This is a genomic window from Nocardia sp. NPDC004860, from assembly GCF_040609015.1.
Lineage (GTDB): Bacteria > Actinomycetota > Actinomycetes > Mycobacteriales > Mycobacteriaceae > Nocardia.
The window spans coordinates 146,001-160,341 of the sequence record NZ_JBEXJI010000002.1; the positions used below are offsets into that span (position 1 = coordinate 146,001).

The following is a 14,341-nucleotide window of genomic DNA, read 5'->3' on the forward strand; positions in this document are numbered from 1 at the left end:
GGGAGTCCCGATGGCTGACAGGTGATTCCGGTAGGCACGGAGAACATTTCTAGTCGATACACGCCCAACCGCGAAACTGTTGATTTGCCGATGGTCCAATCCTTACGGCGCGCCGCGCTGCGACACGCGGAATTGAGTGGGAGTCAGGGCAGTACGAAGACGTCGTCCGATCGGCTGTCCAGAGGGGTTGCCGACCGAAGTTCGGGCACCACCATATAGGACCCGGTCGCATCGCGCAGGAACCGCGACCCGCACGGGTGAAGCTGCGTGGGCGAAGGATCGAAAGACGGGCGGACGGTGGGAGATTCGGCGCGGGGGTCAGCTGATCGTCTCGAGTTCCTCGTCCAGCGGGATCGCGCCCTCCGGGCCGTGGGGGAGGCGGCGGCGGTTGGGGGAGCCGAGGGCGGTGGTGAGGTCGGTGCCGTCGTGTTCGGCCAGGAGATCGTCGGAGTCCCAGACCAGCAGGGTTGCGCTGACGGTGTTCTCGGCGGCGGAGTGGGCCAGATCGTAGTGGGCGCAGGCGGGGACGTGGGGGTAGGTGATCCAGAGGTCGTAGCCGGTCATGAAGAGGTCGAGATCGAATTGGACGGACAGGCCGAGGAGTTCGCTGCGGCCGTTGTCGTCGACACCGGCGAAGGCCTCGTCCAGGGCCAGCAGGCGAGGGGCCTGGGGGTCGGCCGAATCGAGCATGACGTGGGCGGCGGCGAAGAGCGGAAGGTGCAGGGACACCGACTGTTCGCCGCCGGAGAGGGCGCTGTGCCGGGCGACGGTGAGGCGGTCCTCGGCGCCGTCGGCGGTGACGATGGTGAACGAGAAGACGCGCCAGGTGCGGTAATCGAGGGTGGCCGCGAGGATCTCGGGGAAGGAGCGCTCCGGGTGGGCGGCGCGCGCGGTGCGGATCTCCGCGGCGAAATAGGCGCGGATGGTGGACAGGTCCTCGGGGGTGAGCTCGGCGGAGTCGCGGTCCAGGAGCTTGCAGACCGCGCGGGCCGGCTCGGAGAGATTGTCGGCCAGCACCCAGTGCACGCCGATGGTGTTGCCGGAGGACATCCGGCGCTGCCTCATCTCCGCGCCCATGCGGGAGATGAGATCGCGGGCGTCGCAGGTGCGTTCGTGGATCTGCTGGGCCAGCCCGGTCAGCAACGCGTCCTCCAGGATGCGGCGCTCGGCGTCGGTGAGCAGCAGCTCCTGATCGCGGCGGGCCGCGCCGATGCGCTCGGCGAAATCGGCCAGCGCGGACAGGCCGTGGTCGTCGTGCACCTGCACCACGGTGAGGCCGTCGGCGGCATCCCAGTGCAGGCGATAGTCCTGGCGGGCCGCGGTCAGCGCGGCGTCGAACTCCTGCAGGGCGGTGGTGACCGCGCTGCGGGTCGACTTGCGGGCCGCCTCGCCCGCGCGCACCGAAGCGGTTGCGGCGGCGAGATTCTCGAACAGGGCGGACACCTCGGCGGGCAGCACCGTGGGCTCCTGCTCCGGATCGCCGTTCTCGATCCGGTACAGCAGCTGCTCCGGCGTCGACCACGCGGCATCACTACTGGGCCAGCGGCTGTCGACGGGGGCGCCCAGCAGGCTCAGCAGATCCGGGCGCGCGTACGGGGCCAGATGACGGACGTCGGCGAGCAATTCGGTGAGCGCGGTGCCCAATGTGTCGTGGGCGGCGCGGTGCGCGCCCTCGGCCGTGCCCACCGCCTCGATGGCCTCGGCCGCGGCCTTGCGGGCCGCCTTCTGCTCCGCCCGCGCCGCCTCGATCTTCTCCCGGGCCGCGTCCAGCTCGCGATCGATATCCGCGGCGCCGGCGCCGAGTGCCTCGCGCAGCGTCTCCAGTTTGCGCAGCTGCTCCTCGTACCCGGCCCGCGCGGCCTCGGCCTCCTCCGCGAATGCCTCGGCCAGGTCCTTGGATTCCTCGAGCCGATCCCCGGCCTCCCGGGCCCGCTCGTGCTCGCGCTGATGATCGCCGCGCAAGCGCAGCAGCGCCGTCCCGGCGTTCTCGAAATGGCGGACAGCGGCCGCCAGCGCATCCAACTCGGCAGGATCGCGCGGCGCGCGATGATCGGCCGCGATGGCCCGAACCTTCTTGTCCGCGTTGGTGTATTCCGCCACGGCCTGATCCAGATCCCGTTCGGCCTGGCCCGCCGCTTCCGAGCGCGAGCGCAGCATGCCCGCCGCCTCGGCGACGCTCCGCAGCGCGGCGGTGACCGCGGTGGTCCGCGGCAGCGCCTTGGCCGCCGCCGAAATCCGCCCGAGCTCCGCGGTGGCGGCCTGTTCGTCGGCTTCGGCGGTATCGGCCTCGCCCACAGCCGTTTCGATGGCAGCGGCCAGCTCAGCCAGCCGCAACTCGCGCCGGCGCGCGCGGGCGGTGGTGCCGATGAACTCGGCGTCGGATTTGACGTGCCGGCCGACCTGCACCCCCTGCCGGAACCGGCCGTCGGTGGCGATGGTGAGCTGCCCCTCCGCGCCGACAGGTTGTGCCTCGGCCCCGGTGGCAGTGCGCCCCTTGCCATCCGCGCCGACGGCCGTGATCGACCCGGCGACCTCGTGCAGCGCGATGGAGGCCAGAATGCCGGAGACGATCTGGCGCGGCACGGTCAACGTGCCCGAATCATCCTCGGCGACAAGCATATCGGCGAGCGTGCGGCCGGTGGGGCGCAACTGCGGCGGCAGCGGCGTCAGGAACTGGTCCGAAGCATGATCCGGCAGTTCGGCATCCGCGCACACCCAGGCGTCGAGCAGGTTGGCGGCCTGTAGCGCCGCCTCGATCCCAGCTGCCTCGTGCGCACCGACGCCGTCGGCGAAACGCACCAATCGCCACAGCGGCGCGCCGGCCCGATCGGGTCGAGCATCGGTACGCGCGGCGAAAGCCGGTGGCGCGTCGTCGCGTTCGGCCGCGACCCGCTCCCGCTCGGCGCGCAGTTCGCCCGCCCGTGCGGTCGCCCGGGCCGCCCGCGCCCGCGCCTCCTGCCGCCGCGCCCGGATCTCCTCGGTCAGCGGTTCGGTGCGTTCGGCGAGCACTTCGGCCGGTGTGGCCGGAACGGAGCCGTCGTCGAACACGTCGACAGGTCCCCGGCCGGTCGCAGCCGTGTCGACGGGTCCGCCGCCATCCGGTCCTGTCGCCGAACGCTTTCCGCCCGCCTTTCCGGTTCCGTCCTGGGCCGCCGAGTCGCCGCCGGTGCGAGACCCGGCCCCCATCGCGGCCTTCGTGCCGCCGCCGGCCGGTCGCGGGGGGTGCTCGGTGCCGACGTGCCCGAAGGCGCCGTCGAGCGCCTCGAACAGGCCGTTGCGAATCGGCGCATATACGTCGCGGTGGGCGTCCCACCAATCGCGCAGGGACACAGCGGTGTTCGACCGGGCCAGGGCCACTCCGGCTTCGGCCTCGGCCAATTCGGCGGCGGCGGATTCGCGCAGCTCCACCGCGCGCTGTGCGGCGCGTTCGGCCCGGGTGCGTTCGGTGACGGCCTGGTCGACCAGGGTGAGGGCGCGGCGGACGGCACGGACGTCGGCGTCGCGCTCCTCGGCGTGGGAGCGGACGGTGGTGGTGAGGTGCTCGGCGCGGGCCGATTCGGGCAGGGCCGACCAGCCGATGCCGGCTTCCTCCGCGGCGGTACGGAGTTCGTCCTCGCCGCGGGACAGTGCCGAGGCGGCGTTGGTGACGGCGGCCTGGGCGCGTTCGGATTCCTCGAGCCGCTGGTCCACGGTCTGACGGGACTTGAGGGCCTTGTCGCTGTGCACGGCGGCGGAGGTTTCCAGCCGGCGGACGGCGCCGGCGAGATCGTCGAGCTGCTGCTTACCCTCGTAAGCGCTGGAACGCTGAAGGGTTTCCCGGTCGGCGAGGGCCTGCTCGTAGGCGCGGTCGGCGTCCTCGGCGCGGGTCTCGGCGGCCGCGCGCTCGGTGTCGCGGCGCTTGCGCAGGGCGGCGGCCGCGTGCAGGGCGGTGCTGGAGTGGGTGACCGCGTCCAGGCGCACCCGCACCTGGTCGATGTCCGTCTTCGCCTGCACGGCAAGGTATTTGCGGTAGACATTGACGAAATCGCGGGTCGCGGTGTCGGCCTGGACCAGGCCCTCGAGGGTGCGCCCGACCTCCTCCATATCGCTGAAGGAGCGGGCGGCGTCCAGGATCAGCTGCTCGTCCAGCGGGCGCAGACCATCGGTGAGCGCCTGCGAGAGGCCGCGCGGGTCCAGGTTCTTGGCCAGCTGCGGGCGGCGCAGCGTCAGGATCAGATTGATGAGCTGGTCGTAGCGCTGCTGCCCGAGCCCGAACATGCGGGCGTCGATGGCCGCCCGGTACTCGACCGGCCGGTCCACGATGGCGTCGGAGCCGATCTGCTCGGCCAGCTGCTTGCGGGTCAGCGGCCGGTCGTCGGGGCCCAGCAGCGAGAAGTCCACGCCCACCCGGCCGTCGGCGACGAAATACCAGCGGGTCACCTTGTCGTTGGAGCGGGTGGCGCGCATGCCGATGCCGATGGTGACCGTCTCCGGCCCGGTCCAGCTGCCGCGCGCGAACTCCATCCACACGTACGAGTAGGCCGATTCCTGCTTGCGGTACAGCAGGTTCGACTTCATGGTGCGTTCTTCACCCGCGAACGGATTGAGCCGCCGCGGCTCGATCCGCCCGTCCAGCACGAACGGGAACAGCACCTCGAGGGCCTTGGTCTTGCCCGAGCCGTTGGGCCCGCGCAGCACCAGCCGCCCGTCGGCGAAGCAGAACTCCTGGTCGCGGTAGTCCCACAGGTTGATGATGCCCGCCCGGGTGGGGACGAAGCGCACTCCACCGTGAATGTGGTCGGCCATCAGTTCCCGGATCCCTTCTCTGTCGAGCTGTCCGCGGGCGCTGTCGTGCTGTCCGCGGGCACGGCGTTCGCGCCGAGTTGTGTGGGGGAGATGAACAATTCGGTCTCCGCGCGGGTGCGGACGGTGACGATCGCGCCCCGGTACCGGGCCAGCGCGGGCAGGATGAGCAGGCCGCCGTCGACCGGCTCCACCAGCCGCAGCCGCTCCAGCAGTGAGACCGCCTCGGCGGTCAGGCCCGGCACATCGGCCTGCCACTGGGCGGCGAAGGTGTTGCCGTACCGGTCGGTCAGCATCTGCACGGTGTCGCGGATCCACGACGACTCGAGGAACGGGAAGTCGGGGATCTCGGGCTCGGCCGCTTCCACGTCCGAATCCTCGTGCGGCCCGAAGACATTCGTTGGATTTGCGAGTGGAGCGAACACGGTATTCGACGGAATGGCGGTGTCGAGCTGCTCCACCAGATCCAGCAGCGGGCGGTCCGGCCGCGGCCGGCGTACGACCGGATTGTCGATGTCCAGCACCAGATCCGCGATCTCACCCGCCAGCAGCAGCGCCACCTGCGCGAGCGTGCCCGTGCCCGGGAACCGCACATCCGACAGCCGCCCCGAACTGTCGATCAGCGCAACGCCTTCCGCACGCCGCTCGGCCCGCAGCCCGGTGAGGTACTCGACCTCGGCGACCAGCTTCTCCTGCCCCAGCAGCGAGCGCTGCGGCTCGTCGAGCTCGTCGGCGTAGACCACGGGCTGCTCGACCAGGGCCCGCCGGACCTCGCGTGCCGCCAACGCCAGTGCGGGGGAACGGGTATCGGATCCGCTCGCCTCCTCGCCGAGCAGTCCGGTGACGCTCTGGAGATGCTGCAGCGCCCGCGGCGGCCGGAACAGCGCGAAGACCACCGACCGGTCGATGTCGTAGAGCGCCTCACCGGCCTCCGGGTCGTTCGCCCAGCCCCCGGCATCGCCGTCGGCGAGGGTGACCGCGCCGCGCGCCGCCAGCCAGCCGACCGCGTCGACGAACGCATCCCGATCCGCGGCCCGATCCGGCGCGAGTTCCAGGCCCTCCACCCGTTCGGTGTGGGCGGCCACCTGATCGGCCAACTCCGACAACGTGATCTGATCCCCGGCGCGACCCAGCGCGGCCAGGGCCAGGGCGAGGTAGGCGTAGCGGCGGCGATCGAACAGCCGGTCACCGGTGGTCCGCGCGGGCCGTCCGGCGTCGAGCCGATCCAGCACCGGGAACAGCCGCGCCGTGGTCTCGGTGACCTCCAGCCGATACCCGAACAGCTCGGCCAGATCCTCCCGCAGCTCCGTCGCCCACCGCCGTAGCAGCGGCAGCGCAATGCGATCCGGATACGTGCGGGTGACCAGGTGATTGGCCAGAATCACCCGCGCCGCACGCTGATAACTGTCCAGCGCGAGCGAATCGATACTTCGCGCGTGCATCAGCCCACCTCCCCGCCGCCGACAGCGCCGCCCGCGGGCGTGACCGACGGATCCGGCCGATTCGACTGCGCGGCCGGGGATTTGCGACCACGCAGGGCAGCGGTCTCGCGAACCTCGAGTCGCCGGTTGTTGAGGTGCAGCACGCCCTTGGACGTACGGACGAGTGTGGACCCCTCGTGCTCGGACACGGTGAGTGTCACGCCGTTGTCGGAGCCGGAGGTGCCCGGCACCCGCCCGCTCACCGGCACCCACGCGGTGGACGCGGCGTCGAGCAGTTTGAGCAGCACCTCGGTCTCGCCCTCGTCGAGCTCCCGCTCGTAGAGGTCGGCGGCGGCCAGCGAGCGTGCGGCCTCCGCGCGGGCGCGCTGGGCATCGAGCTGTACCTGGCGCAGGCGGCGAATCCCCGCGTCATTGCGCTGCAGCCGGGCGGGCGCACCCGGCGTCGGCGGCCGCCCGGTCTCGGCGAGGGTGCGGGCGATCTCCAAAGGTGGTGCGTCCCACCAGGATCGGATGGCCGGAATCACATCGGCGTCCGGGTGCTGCATGGCCAGATGGCGGGGACGGCCCAATCCGAAGACGGCGTCATACAGCGCGTGCGCGGCCTCGGCGGTCGGGGCGGCGGTGAACCATCCGGCGAGGTGTCGCAGCGCCGATTCCCGGCTGACTCCGCCCTTGCGGGTCTCGGTGACTCGGCGCAGCAGCGAGAGCACGGCCGCGATGGCGCTCATGGTCGCTTCGCGCAGCCGCTCGCATTCGGTGAGCCCGCCCTCGTCGTCACTGATGAACCAGCCTCGCAGCCCCTGCCAGCGCGCCCGCCAATCCGCTTGGCGCTCAGCGGTATTCAGCAGCACCCGCTCGTCACAGCGGGCCGCGCGTTCGACGAGATCCTCGACCCCGGTGTGCTCCACCTCGCGGATGGCGGTGGCCAGCCGCGGCGCGAAACGCGCCAGGTCCATGGAGAATTCGCGCATGTGCGCCAGCAGTGCGTCCTTGTGCGCGAGGAAGGCTTCGGGGGTGGCCTCGGTGGTCCGCACCAGATCGCCGAGCGTGAGATAGAAGTGCGCCGCCCGCTCGGCCAGATCCGACAGCGCCCGGTCCAGCCGGTTCAGCACCCGGTAGACGCGCGGCGCGTCCGCGCTCTTGTTGGCCTCGGCGAGGGTGTGCAGATCCGCCAGCAGCTCCTGCAGCACCAGCCGCGAGAGCGCGGCCTCGTCCAGCCGCGCCGCCAGCACATCCGAAACCGCCCGATATGCCTGATAACCCGCCTGCGAGAACTGATAGACGAAATGCCGGTTCCGATACTCGGCCAGCGTCGCCGCCCGGGTCCCGTCGTAACTGCGCTCCAGCACACCCCACTGGTGCAGCTGCTCCAGCAGCGGACCCACCTCGGTGGCGGTCAGCGCGGGCGCGCCCGGGCAACGATCGAGCGAGTCGGCGACATCGGAGGCGTGCAACAGCACCACGTAGGCGGCGCGGGCGGTGTCGAAGGCCCGCAACACCCACAGGTAATCGGCCCGTTTCTCGGCGGTGGCGAAGGAGAACAGACGCAGCCGGTCGGCGTCGCTCCGCCTCTCCGCGCTTGGAATCTCCTCGGACCCGACCCCCCTCGGGTCGGGCAGCAATCCGTCAGCGGACTCGGTCACCGGGAGAAGGTTAGTACTCCCTCCCGACCGGTTCGGAATCGTGCCGAGTGTCGGCGCGCCCGATCCGGCCCCCCGATGACCGATTCCGGGTCCGCGATCGCCGGTCAGTTACCGAGCGCGGCCACGCCCGCCTGCGCGAACTTCTCATCCTGATCACCGCTCGGCGCACCCGCGACCCCGATGCCCGCGATCGGCGCGCCACCCTTGGCGGCCACCGGGGCGCCGCCCGCGAGGAACAGGGTGCCCTGGATGTCGGCCAGATGCGGCGCACTGTCGAGGCGCTTGGCCAGCTGCGAGGTCGGCGCGTTCCAGGAGACCGCGGTGAAAGCCTTCTGCTGCGCGGACGAGTAGGACTGCGGCCCGGCGCCGTCGCCGCGCAACGTGACGACGGTATTGCCGTCGCGATCCACCACGGCAACCGTCACGTGCTGGTTCTCCTTCACCGCGGCATCCAGCGCGGCCTGCGCGGCCTTGGTGGCGGCGGCAATGGTCAGATGGGTGCTCTGCTGCAGGTTGCCATTGGCCACATCGGCCGCCACCGGGGCCTTGCTGCCCGGATCCGGGTCCTGCGCGTTGACCGACACCACGCCGATCACCCCGGCGGCCACGACCGCCGCGGCCGCGCCGCCGATGACGAGGCGCTTGCGGTTGGAGCTGGACTGCTGCGGGGTGGTCATGATGTCCTCCACGGATTCTCGGGTGAAAGCTGTTCGCTCTGTTCGCATTCCAGCTTGCTGCCCAGACCGGCCGGGCACATCGGCGCAGCGGCTGGGAATTCGCGCGCGGTCCGGCTGATCCCCGTATCAACCGATCGGATGACCCCGGGAGCGGTGGGGCACGGCAGAATGAGGGTGTTTGTCCATGTCACTGAGTGTTTACCCACGTCGCTGCCGCCGAGGAGGTGCCCGCATGCCGTCTCCGGACCAGGTGGCCGTGCGGCCCCGTGACGACACCCGGTTGCTGGGCACCATCGTGCACAGCGCCTTCTACGTCCTGCTGGCCGCGTCGATGCTGCGGTTCGTGCTCCGCCACCCCGACAGTGCCCGCATGCCGTGGGTGATCGGACTCTCGCTCGGACTGGCCGTGCTCTATGTGCTGAGCGAACTGCGTGCCTCCCGTCGTGTGCTGCTGTTCGCGCTACTGGTGACCGCGTGGGCGGTATTGGTCGTCCTCGCACCGAGTTTCGCCTGGTGCGCGGTGCCGCTGCTCTACACCGGCCTGCGGATCCTCCCGCTGCGTGTCGCCCTCGTGCTGGTCGCCGGGCTGACCGCGCTCGTGGTCCTCGCTCAGTCGAAGCTCGCGGGCTGGGCCGATCCCAACCTGCTGCTGGCCCCGCCCGCCGTCGCCGCCCTCAGCACCGCGCTGTTCGTCGGCCTGATCCGCCAGACCGAACGGCAGGCCGCACTCATCGAGGACCTGCGCGCCACCCGCCGGGAACTCGCGGCCACCGAACGCCGCGAAGGCACCCTCGCCGAGCGGCAGCGTCTCGCCATGGAGATCCACGACACCCTGGCCCAAGGACTTTCGAGCCAGCGCATGCTGCTGCAGGCGGCCGACCGGATCTGGGACAGCGAACCGGACCAGGCCCGCGAGCATGTGCGCAGCGCGGCGGCCGTCGCGGAACACAACCTCGCCGAGGCGCGGCGCTTCGTGCACGACCTCGCGCCCACGGATCTGGCCGCGGGCGGATCGCTGGTCGCGGCGCTGGAGGCGATGGCCCAACGGGAGCGCGGCGACTCGCTCAGCGTGCGCATCCACGTGGAGGGCGCGCCGGTGGGACTGCCCGCGGGCGTGGAGGCGGCGGTCCTGCGAATCGCGCAGGGGGCGTTGGCGAATGCGCGCGAGCATGCCGCCGCGACCGCGGTCACCATCACCCTGACCGACCTCGGTGACCGGCTCGTCCTCGACATTGCCGACGACGGACGGGGTTTCGACCCCGCCGCGACCGCCACCACCGCCGACCGCGGCCACGGCCTGCCCGCCATGCGTGCCCGCCTGCGCCAGCTGGGCGGCACCCTCACCGTCGAATCGGCGCCCGGAGACGGCACCGTCGTCTCCGCCGAAGTCCCCCTGGAGCGGTCGTGACCGAAGCCGAAACCCCTGTCCGCCTGGTGATCTGCGACGACCACGTGGTCGTCCGCGCCGGCCTGCGCGCCCTGCTGGGCAGCACACCCGGCATCGACGTCGTCGGCGAAGCGGGCAGCGGCCCGGAGGTGGTCGCCCTCGCCGAGCGTCTGCAGCCGGACGTCGTGCTCATGGATCTCCAGCTCGGCGGCGACATGGACGGCATCGAGGCCACCCGCCGCATCACCGCGGGCGCCGGTGCGACCCCGCACGTGCTGGTGCTCACCACCTACGACACCGACGCCGACATCACCCGCGCCATCGCCGCCGGCGCGACGGGCTACCTGCTCAAGGCCGAACGCCCCGAGGAGCTGTTCGCGGCGATTCACGCGGCCGCGCAAGGACGTACGGCATTGTCCCCGCCCATCGCGGACCGGGTGCTCAACCGCATGCGAAACCCGCAGCCCGCGTTGACGGCCCGGGAACTGGATATTCTCGGCCAGCTGTCGCAGGGGCTGGGGAATCGGGAAATCGCCCGGGCGCTGCATGTCAGTGAGGCGACCGTGAAGACGCACCTGGGACGAATCTACGACAAGCTGGGCGTCGACAATCGCGCCGCGGCAGTCGCCGTCGCGAACGAGCAACGGCTCCTGAAGTGAGTAACAGCCCCTTGGGCGCAGCCTGCTGCATGAAACCGAAGAGGTAACCGGCCACGCGCCGCATCTGAATCTCCTCGCTGCGCCGTGAATTGCGGGCGAATGCCCGCAGTTGCGGATCGGCCCGCCGGTCGGACTGCGGGCGTCACTTGCCGTGCCCGTCGTGTGTCGAGTATCGAACCCCGTCGCCGATTCGTGGAATGATCGCCCTTACTGATCATTTGCTGTAGTCGGACCGCGATCGCGACACCGGACAGGTGGTGACAGTGGAGAACCAACCCCAGGACAGCGGCGACACGGAACACCCGGAGCTCGACTACCGGTTCACCCTGGCGAACGAACGAACCTTTCTCGCGTGGATCCGCACCGCGCTCGGTCTGCTGGCCGCCGGTGTCGCGGTGCACACGCTGGTGCAGCCGTTCCATCACGCCGGGGTGCGGAGGCTGCTCTCGCTCAGCTGCATCGTGCTGGCGGTCGTGCTGGCCGCCGGCGCGTACACGCACTGGCGCGATGTCCAGGACCGGATGGTGCGCGGCGAGCCGCTGGGGAACACGATGCTCGTCCCGATTCTCGCGGGCGGCATCGCGATCGTCTCGATCTTCGCGGCGATCGCGACGGTGTGGCCGTGACCGCGCCGCCCACCTATGCCGCCGAGCGCACCGCGCTGGCCTGGCGGCGCACCGCGATCGCCGCGATGGGGACCGGGGTGCTGTTCGTCAATCATGCGGCGACCAGCGGCTGGCATCCGGCCGCTATCGCGCCCGCCCTCGCGGCGGTCGGACTCATGTTCGTCGCGGGGCTCAGCGTCCTGCGCAACAACTCGCTGCACCGCGGGCACTGGGCGCACGGGCAGCGGGTCATCGCCATCGCGACGGTCGCGGTGCTGGTGGTGTGCGGGGTGGCGCTCGTCATCGGTCTCACCGATCCCGGTAAACGGCAAGCCTTTTCGATCCCATCGACGCCGGAGATCCCGGCAGTGACAGGAGGCGGACAGTGAGTGCGGTCACCGAACCGAGCACGTTCATCATCGAGCAGAACCAGCGTGCCCGGAAAGAGCTTCCGTTCGACAACACCGCCGACCAGCAGGACGCCGATCGCGGCTTCATCGCCAAGCTGGAACCCGGAATCGTCGAGGACGACAACGGGACTGTGGTCTGGGACGACGACTCCTACAGCTTCCTGCAGGGCTCCTGCCCCAGCTCGGTGCACCCGTCGCTGTGGCGGCAGTCGGGCCTGGTGGTGAAACAGGGCCTGTACGAGGTGGTTCCGGGCATCCATCAGATCCGCGGCCTGGATCTGTCGAATATGACGATCATCGAGGGCGACACCGGTGTCATCGTCATCGACCCGTTGATCTCGGCCGAGACCGCGAAGGCGGGCATGGACCTGTATTTCACGCATCGCGGCCGGAAGCCGGTGACGGGCATGATCTACACCCATTCGCACGTCGATCATTTCGGCGGTGCGATGGGTGTGATGACCGTGGCGGATGCCGAGTCCGGGCGGGTGCCGGTGGTGGCTCCGGCCGGATTCCTCGAACACGCTGTCGCCGAGAACGTCTACGCGGGCACCGCCATGGCCCGGCGCGCGGCCTACATGTACGGCGCGGCACTGCCGCGCGGTCCGAAGGGCCAGGTCGGTGCGGGGCTGGGGCAGACCACCTCGACGGGCGCCGTCACGCTGATCGCTCCGACCCTCGACATCACCTACACGGGGCAGGAGCAGACGATCGACGGCGTGCGCATCGTCTTCCAGATCACTCCCGGCACCGAGGCGCCGTCGGAGATGAACTTCCACTTCCCGGGCTTCCGCGCACTCTGCATGGCGGAGAACGCGACCCACACGCTGCACAACCTGCTGACGCTGCGCGGTGCGCTGGTGCGTGACCCGCACGTGTGGTCCAGCTACCTCACCGAGTCGATCAACCTGTACGGCCGCGAGAGCGACGTCGTGTTCGCCTCGCACCACTGGCCCACCTGGGGCACCGAGCGGCTGGTCGAGTACCTGGAGTTGCAGCGCGACCTGTACGCCTACCTGCACGATCAGACCCTGCGCCGGCTCAACCAGGGCTACGTGGGCAGCGAGATCGCCGAAATGATGGAAATGCCTCCGGCGCTGGTCGATTCGTGGGCCGCGCACGGTTACTACGGGTCGGTCAGCCACAATGTGAAGGCCATCTATCAGCGGTACATGGGCTGGTTCGACGGCAATCCGGCCCACCTGTGGGAGCACCCGCCGGTCGAGGGGGCCAAGCGGCACGTGGAGTTCATGGGTGGCGCGGACGAGGTGCTGCGCAAGGCGCGCAAGTCCTTCGACGAGGGCGACTACCGGTGGGTCGTGCAGGCGGTCAACTACGTGATCTTCGCCGACCCGTCCAACCGGGCCGCCAAGGCGCTGCAGGCCGACGCCTTCGAACAGCTCGCCTTCGGCGCGGAGAACGGCCCGTGGCGCAATTTCTTCCTCTCGGGCGCCTACGAGCTCCGCAACGGCACCTTCGGTACGCCGACCAATGCCGGCTCGTCGTCGATGATGGCGGCGCTCACCGTGGACCAGGTCTTCGACGGCATCGCGCTGCGGCTCGACGGTCCCAAGGCCTGGCACGAAAAGGCCACCAGCGACTGGGTTTTCACCGACGAGAACCGCACCGTCCGGCTGCAGCTGCGCAACGGCGTGCTGTTGCACTGGGATCGCCGCGACGGTGACAAGCTGCCGGCCCCCGACGTGACCTTCACCCTGACCCGGCCCACCCTGATCGGCGTGCTGCTCGCGGGCGAGGACCTGCAGGCGGCCGTGCAGGCCGGCCGGCTCAGGATCGACGGTGATGTCCAGTCCTTCGCCAAACTGGTGGGCCTCTTCGACCAGCCCGACCCGGACTTCGACATCGTGACCCCGTAGTCGCGGAGTCATCAGCAACGTAGCGGCAATGCATGAGGGTTTGCTGAATTCCGGACCTCCGAGTCACCCGCGACGGATGGGGCGGGGGTCCGTGCCCGGCGCGGCGGTCGCCAACGGTGCTCGGCCGGTTCAGCGTTCGAGGGTGAGCATGGCGGTGAGCGCGCGGCCGACCGCCTCGGAGGCGGCGCGTTTGGACAGGCCGCGCCGGTCCATCAGGTGGTGGCGGTACGGCCAGCCCACGGTGGCGTCGACGAGATCGAGCAGCTGCTCGCCCTCGGCGTAGTCCAGTTCCGGTGCGAAGGCGCGGGTGAGCGCGTCCCGAATCCGCTTGTCGGTCAACCGCATCCGGGTGTCCACCGCCGGGGTGCGCAGGGATTCGATGAGCCCGAGCACCCGGGGCTCGCGCTGCAGCGTGAAGATGGCCTCGCTCTGGCGCACCACCGCCTCGATGCGCTGGGCCAGTGGCAGTTCCGGGTCGATCTCGGTCAGTAGCGACTCGACCTGCTCGGACTGCTGATCCACCGCGGCGGTGATCAGCGCTGTCCGGGTCGGGAAGTGCACGAAGATACTGCGTTCCGACACCCCGGCGCGCTCGGCGATGCTACGGGTGGTGGGGTCGAACTCACCGTCGTGGACCGCCGACAGCAGGCCCTCGATGATCGCCCTGCGGGTCTGTTCCGGGTTGCGCCGCCGCCGTGGGCCGTCGCCTTTGCCCTCGCTCATGACGAGAATCCGATCACATCTGGCCGGAGCGCGTGCACGCAGGTCCGGTGGAGAGTTCGCGGGGTCAGGGGTGGTGTCACACGGCCATCGTATTGCAGCAACACTGCAATAGTGATGTACTGTGGCAGCGACGGCA

At 70.4% G+C, this 14,341-nt stretch carries 10 protein-coding genes; 5 read left to right on the plus strand and 5 right to left on the minus strand.

The window, feature by feature from the left end:
* Window positions 1-318 precede the first annotated feature (318 nt).
* From ABZV44_RS04650 to ABZV44_RS04665, 4 genes are all read right to left on the minus strand, one after another.
* A complete protein-coding gene (locus ABZV44_RS04650) occupies window positions 319-4,785 on the minus strand; it encodes an SbcC/MukB-like Walker B domain-containing protein (protein ID WP_354832040.1) in 4,467 nt (1,488 codons plus the stop codon).
* Window positions 4,785-6,224, minus strand: coding sequence for a TIGR02678 family protein (locus ABZV44_RS04655; RefSeq protein WP_354832042.1), 1,440 nt, complete (start codon window positions 6,222-6,224; stop codon window positions 4,785-4,787). Before ABZV44_RS04655 ends, ABZV44_RS04650 begins: the two co-directional genes overlap by 1 nt.
* The gene (locus tag ABZV44_RS04660) at window positions 6,224-7,810 is read right to left on the minus strand and encodes a TIGR02677 family protein (RefSeq protein WP_354833100.1); all 1,587 of its coding nucleotides are present in this window, start codon (window positions 7,808-7,810) and stop codon (window positions 6,224-6,226) included. Before ABZV44_RS04660 ends, ABZV44_RS04655 begins: the two co-directional genes overlap by 1 nt.
* A 161-nt stretch (window positions 7,811-7,971) precedes the next feature.
* Entirely contained in the window at window positions 7,972-8,544 is a 573-nt protein-coding gene (locus ABZV44_RS04665; RefSeq protein WP_354832044.1) for a heme-binding protein, read from the minus strand.
* A gap of 232 nt (window positions 8,545-8,776) precedes the next feature.
* Between ABZV44_RS04665 and ABZV44_RS04670 the strand changes: the two genes are divergently transcribed.
* From ABZV44_RS04670 to ABZV44_RS04690, 5 genes are all read left to right on the plus strand, one after another.
* Complete coding sequence (locus ABZV44_RS04670; protein ID WP_354832046.1) at window positions 8,777-9,952, plus strand: sensor histidine kinase; 1,176 nt, start codon at window positions 8,777-8,779, stop codon at window positions 9,950-9,952.
* Window positions 9,949-10,590, plus strand: coding sequence for a response regulator transcription factor (locus ABZV44_RS04675; protein ID WP_354832048.1), 642 nt, complete (start codon window positions 9,949-9,951; stop codon window positions 10,588-10,590). Before ABZV44_RS04670 ends, ABZV44_RS04675 begins: the two co-directional genes overlap by 4 nt.
* A gap of 263 nt (window positions 10,591-10,853) precedes the next feature.
* Window positions 10,854-11,216: a DUF202 domain-containing protein gene (locus ABZV44_RS04680; RefSeq protein WP_354832051.1), complete on the plus strand. Its 363-nt coding sequence runs from the start codon at window positions 10,854-10,856 to the stop codon at window positions 11,214-11,216.
* Window positions 11,213-11,584, plus strand: a complete 372-nt coding sequence (locus ABZV44_RS04685; protein ID WP_354832054.1) for a DUF202 domain-containing protein — start codon at window positions 11,213-11,215, stop codon at window positions 11,582-11,584. The genes ABZV44_RS04680 and ABZV44_RS04685 overlap by 4 nt, the downstream gene beginning before the upstream one ends.
* Window positions 11,581-13,482 (plus strand): alkyl sulfatase dimerization domain-containing protein, encoded by a 1,902-nt coding sequence (locus ABZV44_RS04690; protein WP_354832056.1) that lies wholly within the window; start codon window positions 11,581-11,583, stop codon window positions 13,480-13,482. The genes ABZV44_RS04685 and ABZV44_RS04690 overlap by 4 nt, the downstream gene beginning before the upstream one ends.
* Window positions 13,483-13,611: 129 nt before the next feature.
* On the opposite strand, the gene ABZV44_RS04695 is transcribed toward ABZV44_RS04690, so the two are convergent.
* Window positions 13,612-14,205, minus strand: a complete 594-nt coding sequence (locus tag ABZV44_RS04695; protein ID WP_354832058.1) for a TetR/AcrR family transcriptional regulator — start codon at window positions 14,203-14,205, stop codon at window positions 13,612-13,614.
* Between the last annotated feature and the right edge of the window lie 136 nt (window positions 14,206-14,341).

Excerpts from the sequence above, each read along its gene's own strand:
- ABZV44_RS04650 (WP_354832040.1), bottom strand. The coding sequence starts at position 4,785 with ATGGCCGACCACATTCACGGTGGAGTGCGCTTCGTCCCCACCCGGGCG.
- ABZV44_RS04665 (WP_354832044.1), bottom strand. The coding sequence starts at position 8,544 with ATGACCACCCCGCAGCAGTCCAGCTCCAACCGCAAGCGCCTCGTCATC.
- ABZV44_RS04695 (WP_354832058.1), bottom strand. The coding sequence starts at position 14,205 with ATGAGCGAGGGCAAAGGCGACGGCCCACGGCGGCGGCGCAACCCGGAA.
- ABZV44_RS04655 (WP_354832042.1), bottom strand. The coding sequence starts at position 6,224 with ATGCACGCGCGAAGTATCGATTCGCTCGCGCTGGACAGTTATCAGCGT.
- ABZV44_RS04670 (WP_354832046.1), top strand. The coding sequence starts at position 8,777 with ATGCCGTCTCCGGACCAGGTGGCCGTGCGGCCCCGTGACGACACCCGG.